Source organism: Salipiger marinus, from assembly GCF_900100085.1.
In the GTDB taxonomy this organism is placed as follows: Bacteria; Pseudomonadota; Alphaproteobacteria; order Rhodobacterales; family Rhodobacteraceae; genus Salipiger; species Salipiger marinus.
In genome coordinates, this window is the sequence record NZ_FNEJ01000025.1 from 1 (window position 1) to 19745 (window position 19745).

Annotated in this window: 13 protein-coding genes; 8 read left to right on the forward strand and 5 right to left on the reverse strand. The window is 68.8% G+C overall.

Annotated features, from left to right (window positions below; all coding sequences use genetic code 11):
• The first annotated feature begins 86 nt into the window (after positions 1 to 86).
• The 4 genes from BLR51_RS21605 (at position 87) to yghX (ending at position 6042) form a co-directional block, all read left to right on the forward strand.
• Positions 87 to 779, forward strand: coding sequence for a sensor histidine kinase (locus tag BLR51_RS21605; RefSeq protein ID WP_165616897.1), 693 nt, complete (start codon positions 87 to 89; stop codon positions 777 to 779).
• Positions 780 to 948: 169 nt separating this feature from the next.
• Positions 949 to 2046, forward strand: coding sequence for an efflux RND transporter periplasmic adaptor subunit (locus BLR51_RS21610; RefSeq protein ID WP_089850905.1), 1098 nt, complete (start codon positions 949 to 951; stop codon positions 2044 to 2046).
• Entirely contained in the window at positions 2043 to 5117 is a 3075-nt protein-coding gene (locus tag BLR51_RS21615) for an efflux RND transporter permease subunit (RefSeq protein ID WP_089850907.1), read from the forward strand. Before BLR51_RS21610 ends, BLR51_RS21615 begins: the two co-directional genes overlap by 4 nt.
• A 28-nt stretch (positions 5118 to 5145) precedes the next feature.
• Entirely contained in the window at positions 5146 to 6042 is an 897-nt protein-coding gene (gene yghX, locus BLR51_RS21620) for a YghX family hydrolase (RefSeq protein ID WP_089850909.1), read from the forward strand.
• A 57-nt stretch (positions 6043 to 6099) separates the two neighbouring features.
• Here yghX and BLR51_RS21625 read toward each other — a convergent pair whose 3' ends face one another.
• From BLR51_RS21625 to BLR51_RS21635, 3 genes are all read right to left on the reverse strand, one after another.
• A complete protein-coding gene (locus tag BLR51_RS21625) occupies positions 6100 to 8040 on the reverse strand; it encodes a DEAD/DEAH box helicase (protein WP_089850911.1) in 1941 nt (646 codons plus the stop codon).
• A 108-nt stretch (positions 8041 to 8148) separates the two neighbouring features.
• Positions 8149 to 9627 carry an inorganic phosphate transporter gene (locus BLR51_RS21630; RefSeq protein ID WP_089850913.1) on the reverse strand — a complete coding sequence of 493 codons (1479 nt, stop codon included), beginning with the start codon at positions 9625 to 9627 and terminating at the stop codon, positions 8149 to 8151.
• A 32-nt stretch (positions 9628 to 9659) separates the two neighbouring features.
• The gene (locus BLR51_RS21635) at positions 9660 to 10139 is read right to left on the reverse strand and encodes an NUDIX hydrolase (protein ID WP_089850915.1); all 480 of its coding nucleotides are present in this window, start codon (positions 10137 to 10139) and stop codon (positions 9660 to 9662) included.
• Positions 10140 to 10294: 155 nt separating this feature from the next.
• Here BLR51_RS21635 and BLR51_RS21640 point away from each other — a divergent pair, with 155 nt between their 5' ends.
• Complete coding sequence (locus tag BLR51_RS21640) at positions 10295 to 11533, forward strand: aminopeptidase (protein WP_089850917.1); 1239 nt, start codon at positions 10295 to 10297, stop codon at positions 11531 to 11533.
• On the opposite strand, the gene BLR51_RS21645 is transcribed toward BLR51_RS21640, so the two are convergent.
• On the reverse strand, positions 11515 to 12954 hold the full coding sequence (locus BLR51_RS21645) for a UdgX family uracil-DNA binding protein (RefSeq protein WP_089850919.1): 1440 nt from the start codon (positions 12952 to 12954) through the stop codon (positions 11515 to 11517). The two genes, BLR51_RS21640 and BLR51_RS21645, sit on opposite strands and share 19 nt — an antisense overlap.
• Positions 12951 to 14180, reverse strand: a complete 1230-nt coding sequence (locus tag BLR51_RS21650; RefSeq protein ID WP_089851041.1) for a putative DNA modification/repair radical SAM protein — start codon at positions 14178 to 14180, stop codon at positions 12951 to 12953. Before BLR51_RS21650 ends, BLR51_RS21645 begins: the two co-directional genes overlap by 4 nt.
• Positions 14181 to 14299: 119 nt before the next feature.
• Here BLR51_RS21650 and treZ point away from each other — a divergent pair, with 119 nt between their 5' ends.
• The 3 genes from treZ to BLR51_RS21665 all read left to right on the forward strand — a co-directional run bounded on the left by treZ (position 14300) and on the right by BLR51_RS21665 (position 19724).
• Positions 14300 to 16039: a malto-oligosyltrehalose trehalohydrolase gene (treZ, locus tag BLR51_RS21655; protein WP_089850921.1), complete on the forward strand. Its 1740-nt coding sequence runs from the start codon at positions 14300 to 14302 to the stop codon at positions 16037 to 16039.
• The gene (gene treY / locus BLR51_RS21660; RefSeq protein ID WP_089850923.1) at positions 16036 to 18393 is read left to right on the forward strand and encodes a malto-oligosyltrehalose synthase; all 2358 of its coding nucleotides are present in this window, start codon (positions 16036 to 16038) and stop codon (positions 18391 to 18393) included. Before treZ ends, treY begins: the two co-directional genes overlap by 4 nt.
• A 173-nt stretch (positions 18394 to 18566) precedes the next feature.
• Positions 18567 to 19724 carry a sugar phosphate nucleotidyltransferase gene (locus tag BLR51_RS21665; protein WP_089850925.1) on the forward strand — a complete coding sequence of 386 codons (1158 nt, stop codon included), beginning with the start codon at positions 18567 to 18569 and terminating at the stop codon, positions 19722 to 19724.
• The last annotated feature ends 21 nt before the right edge of the window (positions 19725 to 19745 follow it).

Sequence of the window (19745 nt, forward strand, 5' to 3'; positions counted from 1 at the left end):
TGAAGCCCTTAGCTGAAAAATGGTGTGCGATATCGTGGTATCTTCCAGAAATCACGTAATAATCATGTGCTGAAATGGTGAAGAAAATGCGACAGGACCGGCTGCGCCACGCGCTCGCCGCCGAACGCCGCTTTGTCGCGGATGCCAGCCACGAACTGCGCACGCCGCTGACCGCGATCCGCGCCCAGCTTGACACCATCGACCGCGACGGCCTGCCCCCCGACACCCGCCGCGCGCTGGATCAGATCCGCCGCGCCGTCGACCGCTCCAGCCGCCTTGCGCAGCAGCTGCTGCGGCTGGCGCGCGCCGATGCCGCCCCCGCCGCCCCCGCGCCGCCGCTGCATCTGGACCAGCAGCTTGCGGCGATCCTGTCCGATCTGTTCCCGCTGGCGCTGCGCCATGACAACGCGCTGGAACTGGACTGCACGCCCGTGCTGCTGGCCATCGCCGCCGAGGATCTGGAAATGCTGGTGGCCAATCTGGTGGAAAACGCCATCCATCACGGCGGTCCCGGCGGCAGCGTGCGGGTCGGCTGCGGAGAGGACAGCGCCGGCCTCTGGCTGCGGGTCGAGGATGCGGGCCCCGGCATCGACCCTGCGGATCTGCCCCGGCTCTTCGACCGGTTCCACCGCGGCAGCAGCGCGGGGGCGGGCGGCGCGGGTCTGGGGCTTGCCATCGTGGCCGCCATCGCGCAGCGCACCGGCGCGCGGCTGGTGCTGGACCGCGCCCCCGATCTGGGCGGGCTGCGGGTGGAACTGCGATTCCCAAGACACCTGTGATGACCTTTGACCCTACGCCACGAACCTGAGGTTTTCCTGAAGCGCTAAGCTTCTGCCGCGACACGAAAATGTCGATTGCCGCAGGGCGCGCGGGGTGGCAGGCTGATCCTGCTCCTCCTCCCCTGCGCGGGCTCTTTTGCCGCGCGCGCCGCACTGTAAGGACATCGTCATGCGCCTCGCCCGGATTCTGCTGGGGATAGTCCTGATCGCCGGGGCCGGATTTTTCGGCTTCCAGATGACCGGATCCTTTCTGGCCGCCGCCCCGGAGCCCGGACCGGGCGCGGGGCCGGGATCCGGCGCGCCACAGGCGCTGCGGGTGATGACCGAACCGGTGGAGGAACTGGATTTTGCCGAAACCGTCGAAGCGGTGGGAACCACCCGCGCCCGCCGCTCTGTCGAACTGCGGCCCACCACCTCGGGGCGGGTCGAAACCCTGTCCTTCGCCCCCGGCGACGAGGTGACGGCGGGCACCGTGCTGCTGCGGCTGGAGGATGCGTCGGAACAGGCGGCGCTGAAAGCGGCAGAGGCGACGCTGGCCGAGGCGCAGGCCGCCTTTGACCGGCAGGAGCGGCTGCAGGCCTCTGGCAGCGCGTCAGAGGCGGCCTTCGATTCCGCCCGCGCCACCCTGCTGCGCGCCGAGGCCGAACGCGACATGGCCGCCGCCGAACTTGACGACATGGTGCTGCGCGCGCCCTTCGACGGGGTGGTGGGCTTCACCGATCTGGCCGAGGGGCAGCTGGTGGACAGCGCCGATCCCGTCACCTCGCTGGACGATCTGGCGCTGGTGGAGGTGGCCTTCAGCGTGCCGGAACGGGTGATGGGCCGCGTCCGGCTGGGCCAGACCGTCAGCCTGATCTCCGCCGCATGGCCGGACCGGGTGTTCGCCGGCAGCATCAGCGCGATGGACACGCGGGTGGATCCGGCCACCCGCTCTGTCGCGCTGCGGGCCGAGGTCGACAATTCCGACCGGGCGCTGAAACCGGGCATGTTCATCGAGGTGACGCTGGTGCTGAGCGAACGCAGGGCCGCCGCCGTGCCCGAACGCGCGCTGACCGTGTCGGGCGAACAGAGCTACATCCATGTGGTGCGCGACGGGCGCGCCGCGCGCGTCGATGTGGTGGCGGGCCAGAGCATGGGCAGCCGCATCGAGGTGTCCGGCGATCTGGAGCCGGGAACGCTGGTCATCACCAGCAATCTGCACCGGATCAGCGACGGCGCCTCGGTCGATCCGATCGCGCCGCAGCAGGCGCAGGTGGCCACGCCATGACCCTTCCCGAACTGTCCCTGCGCCGTCCGGTTCTGGCCACGGTGCTGAACCTGCTGATCGTGCTGATCGGCGCCGTGGCGCTCAGCCGCCTGCCCGTGCGCGAACTGCCGCAGGTGGATGCCGCCGAAGTCACCGTGCGCGTCAACTATACCGGCGCCGCCCCCGATGTGGTCGACAGTCAGGTGGCCAGCGTCATCGAAGGCGCGCTGGCGGGCATTGCCGGGCTCAGCAGCATGTCCACCGAAAGCGAACGCGGGCGCATGCGCAGCGTGCTGACCTTCGATCCCTCGCGCGACATCGACAGCGCCGCCAATGACGTGCGCGCCGCCGTCGACCGGGTGGTGAACCAGCTTCCCGATGCCGCCAACACGCCGCGCGTGGAAAAGAACGACGACGAAGGCGATCCGGTGGTGCGGCTGTCGCTGTCCTCGCCGAACATGACGCCGCTGGAACTGTCCGATTACGCCGACCGCAACATCGTCGACCGGCTGTCGCGCCTGCCCGGCGTCGCCAATGCCCAGATCTATGGCGAACGCGCCCGGGCCATGCGCATCTGGCTCGACACCGGGCGCATGTCCGCCCATGGCGTGACCCCCGCCGACGTGACCTCCGCGCTCAATGCCAACAACATCGAACTGCCCGCCGGAGAGCTGGAAACCAGCTCGCGCCAGCTGCAGCTTCTGGCGCGCACCCGCCTGACCTCGGTCGCGGAATTCCAGCGGCTGGTGGTGCTGGAGGATGACACCCGCCCGCTGCGGCTTGGCGATGTGGCGCGCATCACCGAAGGCGCCGAGGGCCGCGATTCCATCTTCCGCTCCGATGGCGAGGTGGCGCTGGGTCTGGGCATCCAGCCGCAGGCGCAGGCCAATACCGTGGCGATTTCCGACGCCGTCCATGCGGAACTGGAACGGATCCGCCCCACCCTGCCCGAAGGCATGGTGCTGAAGGTCACCGCGGACGAGGCCGTTTACATCGAAACGACGCTAGAACAGGTGATGCACGTCTTTTTCGAGGCGGTGGGGCTGGTCACGGCGGTGATCTTCCTGTTCCTCGGATCCGCCCGGCTGTCGGCCATTCCGGTCACCACCATCCCCATCTCGGTGCTGGGCGCGGCCATGGCGATGCTGGCCTTGGGCTTTTCCATCAACACGCTGACGCTCTTTGCCATGATCCTTGCCATCGGTCTGGTGGTGGATGACGCCATCGTGGTGCTCGAAAACATCCAGCGGCTGCGCGCGCAGGGGCTCAGCCGGGCAGAGGCCGCCCGGCAGGGCGCCAATCAGGTGAACTTCGCCGTCATCGCCACCACCGCCGTGCTGATCGCCGTTTTCCTGCCGGTCAGCTTCATGGAAGGCGAGATCGGCAAGCTTTTTGCGGAATTCGGCATCGTGCTGGCCGTGGCCGTGTCGGTGTCGGGCTTTGTGGCGCTGACGCTGGCGCCGGTGCTGGCCGCCCGGCTGATGCCGCGCGAGGACAGGCCCAGCCTGCTGACGCGCGGCGTGGCCCGCGTGGTGGGTGCCACCGAACGGGTCTACCGCGCCGGGCTGCGCCGCGCCATTGCCGGGCCAGAACTGGTCCTGGCCCTCACCGCCTTTGCCGTGGCCGCCAGCTTTGCCACCTATCAGACCCTGCCGCAGGAGGTGACGCCCGAAGAAGACCGTGGCGGCATCCGGATGTTCGTCACCCTGCCGCAGGGCAGCAATCTGGCGCAGACCGATGCCGTCACCCGCAAGGTCGAGGCAGTGCTTGACCCGCTGCGCGAGGAAGGTGTGGTCACCAATGTCACCACCATCGTCGGCACATGGGGCGAACTGCGCCGGTCTTTCCTGATCGTCAGCCTTGCGCCTTGGGGCGAACGCGACCGCAGCGTGCAGGACATCATCACCGAACTGCGCGCGCCGCTGTCGCGCATCACCGAAGCGCAGACCTTCATCCGGCCTGCGGGCGGGCTTGGCATCGGTGGCGGGCGCGGCAGTCTGGACTTTCTTCTGGGCGGTCCCGATGCCGCCACGGCGGCGCAATGGGCGGAACAGCTGTCCGACAGCATGGCGGGCGATCCAGATCTGAGCCGTCTGGAGGTGGATTATGCCGCCAACCAGCCCGGTGCCACGCTGAACATCGACCGGCTGCGCGCGCAGGATCTGGGGCTGGACGCGGAAACCGTCTCGGAAACGCTGCAGGCGCTGGTCGCCTCGCGTCAGGTCGGCGAATTCAGCCGCGAGGGGCGGCAGTATCCGGTGATCCTGCAGGCCGAACCCGAAGACCGCGATTCCGCCGCCGACCTGCTGTCGGTGCTCTTGCGCAACAGCCGGGGCGACCTGATCCCGCTCTCGGCCTTTGCCGACATCGAGACCGAGGCGGGCGTGCCCGCGATCCGGCGGCAGGACCGCGTGCATTCCGTCGAGGTGGAGGGCGATCTGCGCGACGGCGCCGATCTGGCCGCCGTCATCGCGCGGGTCGAAGCGGCGGTGCTGGACCTGCCCTCCGGCGCCACGCTGGCATGGGACGGTCAGGCGGCGGATTACCTCGCCTCGTCGGGCAGCATGGCCATGGTGTTCGGCATGGCGCTGGCCATCGTGTTCCTTGTCCTTGCAGCACAGTTCGAAAGCTTCCGCACGCCGCTGGTCATCATGCTGACCGTGCCTCTGGGGCTGGGCGGCGCCGTCGCCACGCTCTGGCTGACCGGGCTCAGCGTCAACATCTACAGTCAGGTGGGGCTGGTGCTGCTGGTGGGTCTCATGGCCAAGAACGGCATCCTGATGGTCGAGTTTTCCAACCAGCTGCGCGAAGAGGGAATGTCGCTGCGCGAGGCGGCGCTGGAAGGCGCCGTGACCCGGCTGCGGCCCGTCACCATGACCTCCATCGCGACGGTGCTGGGCGCGGTGCCGCTGGCGCTGGCCACCGGGGCGGGCGCGGAAAGCCGTCAGGCCATCGGCATGGTCATCGCGGGCGGGCTGTCCGTGGCCTTCGTGCTGACGCTGTTTGTCACGCCGGTGATCTATGTTCTGATCGAAGGCCTTGGCCGCGCCCCCGACACGCCAAAAGCCCCCGCCGAAGTTCCGGCGGAATGACGACATCACCACCAAGGGAGGACACGCGATGAACGATCAGGACCGCAGGCTGACCGCCAAGGATTTCAGCCCCGAACTGCTGGAGCTTTACGATTTCTACGCCCATGGCATGATCACCAAACGCGAATTCCTCGACCGGGCGGGCAAATTCGCGCTGGGGGGCCTGACCGCCGCCGCCGTGCTGGGCATCATGAGCCCGAATTACGCCATGGCCGAACAGGTCAGCTTCAACGATCCCGACATCAAGGCGGAATGGATCACCTATCCCTCGCCCAACGGCCATGGCGAGATGCGCGCCTATCTGGTGCGCCCCACCGGCAGCAGCACCGCGCCCGGCGTGGTGGTGGTGCATGAAAACCGCGGGCTCAACCCCTATATCCGCGACGTGGCGCGCAGGCTGGCCAAGGCGGGCTTCATCGCCATGGCGCCCGACGGGCTGACCCCGGTGGGCGGCTATCCCGGCAATGACGAAGAGGGCCGCGCCCTGCAGCAGCAGGTCGATCCCGAAAAGCTGATGAACGACTTTTTCGCCGCCGTGGAATTCCTGATGGCGCATGACGAGGTGACCGGCAAGGTCGGCATCACCGGCTTCTGCTATGGCGGCGGCGTGTCGAATGCGGCGGCGGTGGCCTATCCCGAACTGGGCGCGGCGGTGCCGTTCTACGGGCGCCAGCCCGATGCCGCCGACGTGCCCAAGATCGAGGCGCCGGTCCTGCTGCATTTCGGGGAACTGGACGAGCGCGTGAACGCGGGCTGGCCTGCCTATCGCGACGCGCTGGACGCGGCGGGCAAGACCTATGAGGCGCATATCTACGCAGGCGCCAACCACGGGTTCCACAACGATTCCACCCCGCGCTACGATGCCGAGGCGGCAGAACTCGCATGGCAGCGGACCATCGACTGGTTCAACCGCTACCTGACCTGAGACAGGAAAGAACTTGCGCCGCCGCAGGAGGGAACACCGCGGCGGCGCAAGGCCGGATCAGCCCTTGCGATGGGGCTTCGGCGCAGGCTTGCCCGCGCCTTTCGGCGCGAACTTGCCTTTGGGTTTGCCGGCACCGGCGGGCTTGCCCGCAGGTTTGGTGCCGGGTTTCGCCATGCCATCCACCCGCGGGCCCTTGGGCTTGGGGCGGGAATGCACGGCGGCATCTTCAAAGCTGCGGCGCGGCTTGGCCGGTGCGTCGCCTTCGGGCGCGCGCCGGGGGCTCGCACCCTCGGCTTCAAGCGTGCGGCGCGGCTTGGCGCCGGGGCCCTTGCGCTGCGCGCCGGGGGCAGACGGCCCGCCAGCGCGGAAGCCGCCGGGACCACCGGGGCGCGGCTTGCGGGCAGCGCCGCGCAGATCGTCGGGCAGACCGTCCACCGGCTCCATCACCAGACCGGGCGCGATCTGCAGATCGGGGCCCAGCGTGTCCATGAAGCCATCGGCGGCGGAATCCGCAATCTCCACATAGGTCAGCTCGTCGGTGATGCGGATCGCGCCCACCTCGTCACGGGTGATGTCGCCCGCCTGACACATCTTCGGCAGCAGCCAGCGCGGGTTCGCATTGCCCTGATAGCCCACGGAAATCGTGAACCAGCGGCTGGCACCAAACGGCGCGGGGGCGGCACTGGCGGCCACCGGGGCCGCATTGACCGGCATCAGCTCCTCGGGGGCGGACCGCTGCCCGCGCCACAGGCGCAGCATGGCCAGCGCCAGTTCCTCGGGGCCATGCGCCTCGACCATCTGCTGCACGCTGGCAAGATCGGCCTCGGTCGCGGGTTCGGTCCAGATCGGATCGGCCAAGAGCCGCGCCTCGTCCCGCGCCAGAACGGCATCGGCAGAGGGGGCGGATTCCCATTCGCAGGTCAGCTTGGCAAAGCGCAGCATCCGCTCGGCCTTCTTGCGGGCGCGCGGCGACACGATCAGCGCCGAAATGCCCTTGCGCCCGGCGCGGCCCGTGCGGCCCGACCGGTGCAGCAGCGCCTCTTCGGACAGCGGCAGTTCGGCATGGATCACCAGATCGAGGTTCGGCAGGTCGATGCCCCGCGCCGCCACATCCGTGGCCACGCAGACCCGCGCCCGACCGTCCCGCATCGCCTGCAGCGCATGGCTCCGCTCCGCCTGGCTCAGTTCGCCCGACAGGCCCACCACGGCAAAGCCACGGTTGGACAGCCGCGTCACCAGCCGCGACACGGTGGCGCGGGTGTTGGCGAAGACGATGGCATTGGGCGCCTCGTGAAAGCGCAGCAGGTTGGTGATGGCGTTTTCTTCATCGCGCTCGGCGACCAGCACCGCGCGGTAATCAATATCGGAATGCTGGCGGCTGGAGCCCTGCACCGACACGCGCTGCGCTTCGCGCTGATAGCGTTCGGCAAGCCGCGCGATTTCCGGCGACACGGTGGCCGAGAACATCAGCGTCTGGCGGTCAGGGGCAGAGGCCTGCAGGATGGTTTCCAGATCCTCGCGGAAGCCCAGATCCAGCATCTCGTCGGCCTCGTCCAGCACGACCGCGCGCAGCGAGGACAGATCCACGTTGCCGCGGCGCAGGTGGTCGCACAGGCGGCCCGGCGTCGCCACAAGGATATGCGCGCCACGGTCCAGCGCGCGGCGTTCGTTGCGGGCATCCATGCCGCCCACGCAGGACGCCATGACGGCCCCCGCTTCGGCGTAAAGCCAGCTGAGTTCGCGCGTCACCTGCAGCGCAAGTTCACGGGTGGGGGCGATGACCAGCGCCAGCGGTGCGGCGGCGGGACCGAAGCGGTCCTCTTCGCCCAGCAGTTTCGGTGCGATGGCAAGGCCAAAGCCCACGGTCTTGCCCGATCCGGTCTGCGCGGATACCAGCAGGTCAGCACCTTCGCGGCCAGGCTCGGTCACGGCCTCCTGCACGGGGGTCAGGGTTGTGTAGCCTTTGGCGGCCAGCGCGGAGGCAAGGGTTTTTTTCAAGGGAACGTCCGACAAGAGAGAAGGGAGCGCGCAGCGGCCTTTCGGCGCACACCGCGGAAACCCGGGGCATATACACCTGCGCAGCCCACGTAAAGGGCTGGTTTGCGCTTAGCTGAAAAGACCCGAGATCGCAAGAAAACAAAGCGCCGACAGCGCCGCCGCTGCGGGCACCGTCACCAGCCACGCGGCGAGGATGGTCAGGAAATGCGACCGCCGCACCAGCTTGCGCCGCTGGCGCTCCTCCCGCGCGATGCGTTTGGCGGGGGTGCGGGTGCGGGTGGCGCGGGTGGCGCGGCGTTCCGCATGCCATTCGCGGAAGAAACCCACGCCGAACACGCCCCCCACCGCGATATGGGTGGAACTGACCGGCAGACCCAGCGCCGAGGCGGCGATGACCGTGACCGCCGCCGACAGCGCCACGCAATAGGCGCGCATCGGGTTCAGCTTGGTGATCTGGTTGCCGACCATGGCGATCAGCTTCGGCCCGAACAGGATCAGCCCGCAGGAAATGCCGACCGCCCCGATCAGCATGACCCAGACCGGCAGCACCACGGCCTCGTCGACGATGCCGCCCTGCAGCGCGCGCACGATGGCGGCAAGCGGCCCCACCGCATTGGCCACGTCATTGGCGCCATGGGCAAAAGACAGCAGCCCCGCCGAAATCACCAGCGGCAGCCGGAACAGCACCTTCAGCGCGCCATTGCGGTTGTCGAGCCCGCGCGCCTGCCTGCGCACCAGCGGCACCGACAGCGCCCCCACCGCCAGCCCGACCAGCGCACCCAGCCCCAGCGCCTGCGGCAGGGTCACGGCGGCGACCCGGCTCAGCCCCTTCAGCGCCAGATAGGCGGCAAAGGCTGCCGCCATCAGCCCGATCAGCACCGGCACCCAGACCCGCGCCGCGGCGATCCGGTCGGGCACATACATGATCCGCCACTTGATGAAGGCCAACACCGCCGCCGCAAAGACCCCGCCCATCAACGGCGAGATCACCCAGCTTGCCATGATGGCGCCGATCATCGGCCAGCTCACCGATCCGACCCCCGCCGCCACGATCCCGGCCCCCAGCACGCCGCCCACCACCGCATGGGTGGTCGACACCGGCGCGCCGATCCATGTGGCGATGTTGACCCAGACCGCCGCCGACAGGCTCGCCGCCAGCATCGCCTGAATGAAGGTTCCGCGCGAGGTCAGCGCCGCAGGCGACAGGATGCCTTCGGAAATCGTGGTGACCACCTCGCCGCCCGCCAGCAGCGCGCCTGCGGTTTCGCAGATCGCGGCCAGCGCGATGGCCCCCGCCATGGACAGCGCCCGTGCCCCCACGGCGGGGCCCATGTTGTTGGCCACGTCATTGGCGCCGATGTTCAGCGCCATGTAGGCGCCGACCGCCGCCGCAAGGATGATGACCAGCCCGCCCGGTTCGGTGCCGCTGGTCAGCCCCGCCATCAGCGCCGCCACGATCACGAAGACCAGCGCCAGCCCCACGCCCACCAGCGGACGCGCGGCATAAAGCGAGGCCGCCTCCAGCCGCGACAGGCGGCCCAGATCACGGTCCAGCGTTTTCCAGTGATGCGTTCCGCCGCGCTGCATGCCGCGCCTGTTCCTTTCGCGCAAGGCGGCGCTCAGGCCGCCGGAAGATCCCGCACAAGGACGGAGGCCCGGCGCAGCAGATCCTGCAGATCCGGCTCGTCCACCGCCGCCGCCGCCTCGTCAGGGCTCATCCAGCGTCGTTCACGCTGCCCCACCTCGGGGTAGCTGTCCTGCAGCCCCGCCACCTCGAAGGCGAAGACATGCACATCCGTGTCCAGCGGCAGCCCTCCGTCCAGCCGTTTGGCATAGCGGTAGCAGCCGATCTTGTGCCCGCGCGGGCTGACGGGCGTCACCCCCGCCTCTTCCCACGCCTCTTCCAGCGCGGCGCCAGCCGCATCCAGTCCCGCCTTCGGCCAGCCCTTCGGCAGCACCCAGCGCCGCGTCTCGCGCGAGGTGACGACAAGGATCTGCAGACCGGATCCGGCATGACGGTAACATAGCGCGGCCACCTGACATTGCGGCGGGCGCGAGAAGAGCAGTCCGATATATTTTTTCCACAGGGTGCGCAACATGGCGCGGAGGGATACACCCACAAGATTACCGACTCAATCTGTTTGCTCTCGAATAATTTGGCGCCGTGCCGCGAATGTGATGGAACCCGCCCCTGCTTGACTGTCGCGGCCCCCTGCCCCAGCTTTCCGGCATCACAGAAGGCAGGAGACCCCGCATGACCCGCAGCCCCATCGACCCCGATCTGATCGACCGCCTTGCCGAGGTGGCGGTGCGCACCGGGGTCAACCTGCAGCCCGGACAGGAACTGGTGCTGACCGCCCCCGTCTCGGCCCTGCCGCTGGTCCGCGCCGTCAGCCGCGCCGCCTATCGCGCCGGGGCCTCGCTGGTCACGCCGCTGATCGCCGATCCCGAGGTGGCGCTGGCCCGCTACCGCCACGCCCCCGACAACAGCTTCGAGGTGGCGCCGGACTGGCTCTATTCCGGCATGGCCGAGGCCTTTGGCCGCGGCGCCGCCCGCATGGCCATCGTGGGCGAGGATCCGATGCTGCTGGCCGAGGCTGATCCGTCGAAAGTGTCGCGCGCGGGCAAGGCCAATTCCCGCGCCTACAAGCCCGCCATGGAAAAGATCACCAATTTCGACATCAACTGGTCGATCTGCGCATGGCCCGGCGAGGCATGGGCCGCCCGCATGTTCCCCGACCTGCCGCTGGATCAGGCGCAGGCGAAGCTGGCCGAGGCGATCTTTGCCGCCTCCCGCGTCAGCGGCGCCGATCCGGTCGCGGCATGGGCCGATCACAACGCCACGCTGCGCACCCGCACCGACTGGCTCAACGGCCAGCGCTTCGCAGCACTGCATTTCCGCAGCCCCGGCACCGACCTGACCGTGGGGCTGGCTGACGATCACGAATGGCATGGCGGCGCCAGCACCGCGCAGAACGGCGTAACCTGCAATCCCAACATCCCCACCGAAGAGGTGTTCACCACCCCCCATGCGCAGCGCGTCGAGGGCACGGTGCGGTCGACCAAGCCGCTGTCGCATCAGGGCAGCCTGATCGACGGCATCGAGGTGCGGTTCGAGGCGGGCCGCATCGTCGAGGCCAAGGCGACCAAGGGCGAAGACGTGCTGCGCGAACTCCTTGCCACCGATGACGGCGCCGCCCGTCTGGGCGAGGTGGCGCTGGTGCCGCACAGCTCGCCGATCTCGCAGTCGGGGCTGCTGTTCTACAACACGCTTTTTGACGAAAACGCCGCCTGCCACATCGCGCTGGGGCAGTGCTATTCCAAATGCTTCCTCGATGGCGCCGACCTTACCCCCGAACAGATCGCGCAGCAGGGCGGCAACAGTTCGATGATCCATGTGGACTGGATGATCGGCGGGGCCGAGACGGATATCGACGGCCTCACCGCCGACGGAACCCGCGTGCCGGTCTTCCGTCAGGGTGAATGGGCCTGATCCAGAAAATCCGCGGCGCGGGCAAGATCGGCGGTGAACTCCGCCCTTGCCCGCGCGGCGGCAGCCTCATCGGGCAGCCGCAGCAGATAGGACGGGTGCAGGGTCAGCAGCACGGCGCCGCCATCCTCCGCCCGTTCCACCGTGCCGCGCCGCTGCAGCAGCCGCTCGCCTGAGCCGGTCAGCGCCAGCGCCGCCGTGGCGCCCATGGCCAGCGTCAGTCTGGGCTGCACCCAAGAGCGTTCCAGCCCCAGCCACCATTTGCAGGCCATCACCTCGCCCGCGCCGGGGCGCTGGTGCAGCCGCCGCTTGCCGCGTGGCGCGAACTTGAAATGCTTGACGGCATTGGTGACATAGGCGCGGCCCCGGTCCAGCCCCGCCTCTGCCGCGCAGGCGTCGAACATCTGCCCCGCCGGTCCCACAAAGGGACGGCCCGCCAGATCCTCGGCATCGCCCGGCTGTTCACCCACCACCATCAGCGCGGCAGGGCGCGGCCCTTCGCCCGCGACACCCTGCGTGGCGCAGCCGCCAAGCGGACAGCGCGTGCAGGCATCCAGATGCGCCTTGAAACTGGCGGGCGTCACATCCTGCGGCAGGCTGTGATCCGGCAGCCGCGCCTGCACCGCCTGCACGCGCGGCGGCGGCAGGGTCGGCAGCTTCGCCCGCATCTCTTCGGCCCGCGCCGGGGCGGTGCGGATCAGCTCGGGGATCAGCCGCGCCTCGGGCAGGTTCTTCCAGTATTTGCGCGGCATTTCCGAGGTCATGGCGCTGACCATCAGCCGCGCCGGGTTGAAGATATGCGCATAATAGGTGCGCCACAGCTCTTCGCCGGCATCCTCGGGCAAGGGCGCGGGATCGCGAGTCTCCTCCACCTCCAGCACGCCATTCACGAAGCGCGCGGTATGCAGCGGCGTGGCGATCACCCAGTCCATATCGCCAAAACGCTTGGCAAAAAACGGCACGGCGGCTTCGGTGATGGGATGCTCCGGCTCGAACCACGCGGCAAAGGCGCGGCGATTTGCCCCTTCGGGCGTCACCTCGCGAAAGCGGACAAAGGCGTGCATCTTGTGAATGTCGCGCCGCACCGCCTTTTCCTGCGCCAGCAGCTTGGCCATGGCGCGGTCAGACCGGTCGCCCCAGCGCAGCCGCCCCTGCGACAGCCGCAGCACCAGATCATAGGCGCGGGCAAAGCGTTCGGGGTCGGAATGATGCAGGGCGGTTTCCATGCTGGCGATGGCGGCGCGCGGCAGGCGCAGATCGGTGGCGGGCCCGCGCGGCGCCTCCTCTGCGGCAAACAGATCCGCCGCGTCCTCCCCCACCTGCCACAGCACCGCCTCGGACGGAATGCCCGCGCGGGCCAGCCTGCGCGCCTCCTGCCGCCACGCCGCGACACTGCCCAGCACCGGCAGGCAGATCCGCATCAGAACAGGCTCAGCTGTTTGGGGGGCGGCGCAAAGCGCGCGCGCAGACCGGCATCGTCAAGCATACCGCGCGGGCTCCAGCCCGGCAGGCTGATGAAGGGGCGCGCATGTTTCAGCACGCAGCCCAAGGGCAGCAGATCCTCATAGCGCAGCGTCCGGTGCCGCCGCGCCGCCAGCATCCGGTCCACCGACCGCGTGCCAAATCCCGGCACCCGCAGCAGCATCTCGCGGCTGGCGCGGTTCACCTCCACCGGGAACTGGTCGCGATGCGCCAGCGCCCAGGCCAGTTTGGGATCCACCTCCAGATCCAGCATCCCCGAAGGCGGCGCGATCTCGGCGGCCTGAAAGCCGTAAAACCGCATCAGCCAGTCCGCCTGATAAAGCCGATGTTCCCGCATCAGCGGCGGCTTGATCAGCGGCAGCGCCTTTGACGCGTCGGGAATGGGCGAAAACGCCGAATAATAGACCCGCCCCAGCTTGTAAGAAGCATAAAGCGTGCTGGCCGACTGCAGGATCTGTGCGTCCTTCGCCGCATCCGCGCCCACGATCATCTGCGTCGACTGACCGGCGGGGGCAAAGCGCGGCGGGCGCTTGCCGCGAAAGCTCGCCTCCCGCCCGGCCTCGCGCCGCTGCCGCACGTCGCCCATGGCGGCGCGGATGCGCTGCGCCGATTTTTCCGGCGCGAACTGCGACAGCGCCTGTTCGGTGGGCAGCTCCACATTGATCGACAGACGGTCGGCCCATAGCCCCGCCTCCTCGATCAGTTCGGGGGCGGCATCGGGGATGGTCTTCAGATGGATGTAGCCCCGGAAATTCTCGCGCTGGCGCAGGGTGCGGGCGATGCGCACCATCTCCGTCATCGTGTCATCGGGCGACCGGATGATGCCGGAGGACAGGAACAGCCCTTCGATATAGTTGCGGCGGTAGAATTCGATGGTCAGCTTGACCACCTCCTCCACCGAAAACCGCGCCCGCTCCACCCGGCTCGACACCCGGTTCACGCAATAGGCGCAGTCATAGATGCAGAAATTGGTCATCAGGATCTTCAGCAGGCTGATGCAGCGCCCGTCCGGCGCATAGGCATGACAGATGCCGCTGCCCCCCGAGGATCCCAGCCCCGAGCCATCGCGCGACCCGCGCTTTTCGCCGCCCGACGACGCGCAGGAGGCATCGTATTTTGCGGCATCCGCCAGAATCGCCAATTTTTCCGTCAGTGTGCGCTGTACCATAAAGTTCATCCTACGTTCACGATTTGGGCGGAACAAGCACCCTTCATTCACGGCTGCGTCAGACGGAACCCCGCGCGGGTCCACCGCGTTGGCTCTGACATCCCGGACGGAGGACAGACGTGCCCCAGACCCAGACCGCGACCCCGGCCCATCCCCGCTGGGGCGCCATCCCCACCCGCGCAGGCCTCTGGCATTTCGGGATCTGGGCTCCCACCGTCTCCGACATCGCGCTGCATCTGGACGGGCGAACCCACCCCATGACCCGGGTGGACGGCTGGGCGCTGGCCGAATGCCCCGCAGAGCCGGGCATGGACTACGGCTTCGTGCTGGACGGCACGCTGCGCCCCGATCCCGCCACCCGGCTGCAGGCGGGCGACGTGCACGGCCCCTCCCGCCTGCCCGACCTGATGACCCCGCACCCCGCATGGTCCGGCAGGCCATGGGACGAGGCGGTGATCTACGAACTGCATGTCGGCAGCTTCACCCGCGACGGCACCTATGCCGCCGCCGCCCGCGACCTGCCGCGTCTGGCGAAACTGGGGATCACCGCGATCGAGCTGATGCCGCTGTCGCAGTTCGAGGGCAATCGCGGCTGGGGCTATGACGGCGTGCTGATCCGCGCGCCGCATCCCGCCTATGGCCCACCCGAGGATCTGCGCCGCCTCATCGCCGCAGCCCATGATCACGGCATCATGGTGCTGCTTGATCTGGTGATGAACCATTTCGGGCCTTCGGGAAATTACCTGCACGGCTATTGCCCCGAGTTTTTCGACGAGGCCCGCCATACCCCTTGGGGCGCCGCCATCGATTTCCACAAGCCGCAGGTGCGGCGGTTCTTTCTGGACAGCGCGCAGGGCTGGCTTAGCGATTACGGCTTCGACGGGCTGCGGCTGGATGCGGTCCACCAGATCGCGGGCATGGGGGGGCGGCAGTTCCTGCGCGAACTGGCCGAACAGCTGCGCGGCCTTGACCGACCGGTGCATCTGGTGACCGAGGATGAACGCAACCTGCCCGACCTGCGCGAGGCGGGATATGACGCCGAATGGAACGACGACTGGCATCACGCGATCCACTGCGCGCTGACCGGGGAATCGCAGGGCTATTACGAACCCTTCGCCGCTGATCCCTTGGGCGATCTGGCCCATGCCATGCGGCACGGGCAGATCGACGAGGGCCAGCCCCGCCCCGGCTCGCGTCCGCCGCGCGGCGCCCCGGCCCGGCACCTGCCCCCCACCGCCTTCGTCAATTCCAACCAGACCCATGACCAGATCGGCAACCGCGCGCTTGGCGACCGGCTGAGCACGCTCGCCCCCGCCGAAGCGCTGCCGGTGATCCATGCGCTGCTGCTCTGCCTGCCGCAGATCCCCATGCTGTTCATGGGCGAGGAAACCGGATCCACCGCGCCCTTCCAGTTCTTCTGCGATTTCACCGGCGATCTGGCCCGCGCCACGCGCGAGGGGCGGGAACGCGAACTGTCCGAAATCGGCATCCCCAAGGATGACATCCCCGATCCCAACGATCCCGACATCCTCGCGCAGTGCTACCCCTTCGGTCAGGATCCGGCGCGCGAGGACCGCTTTGCCACACTCACCGAGCAGGCGCTGCGCCTGCGCAGGGACCGCATCGTGCCGCTGCTGAAATCCGGCCTTGTCGCCGCGCCGGAGGTGACGCGGGACGGCCACGCCCTCAGCGCCGCATGGCGGTTCGACGCGGGCACGCTGCGCATCGGCCTGCGCCTGACCCCGAAAGGCGCCACAGCCGAAGCCGCGCCCTTTCCGCAGCCCCTGCCCGAGGCCGACCTCACCCTTGGCGATCCCGAACGGGACGCCTATGCCCTTGCCGTAAGGATCGACACATGACCAGCCTTGATGCCGGCCTCTCCGCCGAGGCCCTGCGCACCGATGCCGTGGCCGCCGGAACCATGCGCCCGCTCAGCACCACCTACCGCGTGCAGCTGCGCTGCGGCACGGATTTTGACGGGCTGATCCCGCATCTGCCCTATCTGGCGGAGCTTGGCATCTCGCACCTCTATCTCTCGCCGATCTTCACCGCCACCGCCGGATCGACCCATGGCTATGACGTGACCGATCCCAGCCAGATCGACCCCGCGCTTGGCGGGATGGAAGGATTTTCGCGGCTCGCCGCCTCTGCCGCCGCCGAAGGTCTGGGCATCATTCTGGACATCGTGCCCAACCACACCGCGTTTTCGCTGGAAAACCCGTGGCTGCGCGACCTGCTGCGCCACGGTCAGGACTCGGCCTATGCCCGGCATTTTGACATCGACTGGTCCCGCCGCCTTGCCCTGCCCTTCCTGCCCGACCCGTTCGAGGACATGCTGGATCGCGGCGCCTTCTCGCTTGCCGAAGAGGACGGACAGCCGGTGTTCCGCGCCGATCTGGGCGGCGGTGCGTCGCTGTCGGTGCCGCTGGCGCCCGGCGGGCTGCCCTCGGATCCCGGGCCGGACGCGCTGCGCGCGCTGCATGACACGCAGGTCTGGCAGCTGCGCCACTGGCAGACCGAACGCGACAGCGTGACCCACCGCCGCTTCTTCAACGTCACCAGCCTGATCGGCATGCGGGTCGAGGAAGAAGACGTCTTCCACGACACGCATGAACTGATCCTGCGGCTGGTCTCCGAAGGGCTGGTGCAGGGCCTGCGCATCGACCATATCGACGGGCTCGCCGATCCGGTCGCCTATCTGCACCGGCTGCGGCAGGCGGTCGGCCCCGATGTGCCGGTCTGGGTGGAAAAGATCCTCACCGGATCCGAACCGCTGCCGGTCTGCTGGCCGGTGCAGGGCACCACCGGATACGAGGCGGCGCGCCAGATCCTGCGCCTGCTGACCCCCGCCGAAGGTCTGGCGCGGCTGGATGGCACATGGCGCGACGCCACCGGCTTTCAGGGCGATTTTGCCGCCACCGTGGCCGAGGCCAAGGACGAGGTGGTGGTCAACGAACTCGCCGCCGAACTGCACCAGATGATCGCGCTGGCGCAGGCCTATGCCGCCACCCGCCGCGCCGCCCCCGGCCCGGAATCGCTGCGCGAGGCGGTGCTGGCGCTGCTGCGCACCTTCCCCCGCTACCGCGCCTACAAGGTCGATGACAGCTCTGGCGTGGCGGGCGACCGCCGCCTGCTGGATCAGGTCATCGCCCAAGCGGCGGAAACCCCGCGCGACCCCGGCACCGTGCATCTGCTCGGAGAGGCGCTTTGTGATCCCGACACGCCGGAGGCGCAGGATTTCGCCCGTCGCTTCCATCAGGTCACCGGCGCGCTGGTGGCCAAAAGTCAGGAAGACACCGCGTTCTTCCGCTACAACCGTTGTCTGGCCACCAACGAGGTGGGGGCGGAACCCGACCATGCCACGCTGACCCCCGAGGCCATGTCGGACTGGCTGGCCGACCGGCAGGCGCGCTGGCCGCATGCGCTGACCCTGACCTCCTCGCATGACACCAAACGGTCAGAGGATGCGCGGACCCGGCTTCTGGCCGCCGCACAGGCGCCGCAGGATTTTGCCGCCCTCTGGGCCGAAACGGAGCCGCATTTCCCCGAGGAGATGCGCCGCAACGATGGCTGGTATCTGCTGCAATCGGCACTGGCGATCTGGGAAGACGGACGCGACGATCTGGCCGACCGTCTCGCCGATCACATGATCAAGGCGCTGCGCGAGGGCAAGGTCATCACCACATGGCAGCATCCCGACGAGGAGGCCGAAGCCGTGGTGCTGGAGGCCGCCCGCGCGCTGGTGGCCCGCTGGCAGGCCGATCTGCCCGACCCCGCCGCCCGGCTGATCGCCCGCGCGGGCCCGCTGTCGCTGATCCAGCTCGCGCTGAAGATGGTGATGCCCGGCGTGCCCGACATCTATCAGGGCACCGAACTGCCCAGCTACGCGCTGACCGATCCCGACAACCGGCAGCCGGTGGATTTTGCCGCCCTCGCCGATGCCCCCTCCGCCCCCGGCCTCGCAGGGCAGAAGGCCCGGCTGACCCGCAGGCTGGTGCAGCTGCGCGCCGAACACCCCGATTTCTTCGACGCGGCCGAGGTGCGGCTCAGCGCGCAGGACGGCGGGCTGCTGGAACTGTCGCGGCGGGACGGGGCGCGGCATCTGACCCTGCGCTTCCACCCCGAAGGCGGCGGCCCCGGCCCTGTGCTGCCCGGTCATGACCTGCTGCCGGGGGGCGCGGACTGGCCGCTGCGTATGTCCTGTGACATCTGATTTCCGCAGAGTCACAATTGCGCCGCCCTCCCGGGAACCAATGGCAGGCTGTCCTGTTTAGGTTTCGTGCGGTGGGCCTCCCGCCGCGACAAGTTCCTAACAAACTGACAGCGCCGCGCCTTGCGCGGTGGCCATGGGATCCGTCGGTCCCGTGCCTGCGGGGAAATGCACTGATGACACTAGAAACCGTCGACACCAAAGCCTGCCTGCCCTTCCTTCTCGCCGGAGGCCGTGGCTCGCGGCTGTATGAACTGACCGACAGCGAGTGCAAACCCGCGATCCCCTTCGCCGGACAATGCCGGATCGTCGACTTTATTCTGGCCGCCACGCGGGATGCGGGCTTCACCGGCCTGATTGCCGCCACGCAATACGAACCCGATACGCTGCACGCCCATCTGGGCAGCACATGGGCGCCGCAGTTCCGCCGGGGCATCGCCGTGCGGGACGGGCGCAACCTGCCCGCCCCCGGCTTTGTCGGCACCGCCGCCGCCGTCACCGCCTGCATCGACATCATCGACCTGCAGGCCCCGCGCGAACTGATGGTGCTGGCGGGCGACCATGTCACCGACATCGACCTTGGCGCATTGCTGGTCACCCACCGCCAGACCGGCGCCGCCGCCACCGTGGCCGTCACCCCCGTGCCCCGGGCCGAGGCGCGCGCCTTCGGCGTGCTGGCCGCCGAAGCCTCGGGCCGCGTCACCGCCTTTGTCGAAAAGCCGCAGAACCCGCCCGCCATGCCCGGCGATCCGCAGCGCGCGCTTGCCTCCATGGGCATCTATGTCTTTGACTGGAAATGGCTGCGCGCAGCCCTGATCGCGGATGCCATGCGCGCCGGATCCAGCCATGATTTCGGCCATGACCTGCTGCCCAAGGCGATGGCCGAAGGCCTGCTGCAGGTCCACACCCTGCCCGCCCATGCCGATGGCACCCCCGGCTACTGGCGCGATGTCGGCACGCTTGACGCCTACCGCCAATGCCAGCTGGATTTCTTCCAGCGCCCGCCGATGCGCCTGCCGAATCTGACCGCGCCCACCATGCGCCGCCCCGCGCTGGCCAGTTCCTGGGCGCATGACGATACCGGGTCCGTCGCGCTGCCCGGCGCGCAGGCAGGGCGCGGCTGCCGCCTGCACCGCGTGATCCTTGGCCGTGGCGCCTGTCTTCCCGACGGCACCGTTATCGGCGAAGATGCCGAAGAGGATCAGCGCTGGTTCCGCCGCACCCCCGGGGGCACCACGCTTGTCACCCGCGCCATGCTGGCCCGCCGGGCCGAAGCGCGCGCCCGTCTTTATCCCGTGTCGCGACCGGACAGCGTCCGCGCCGTCTCGCACTGACCCTTTCAAGGAGCAACGCCT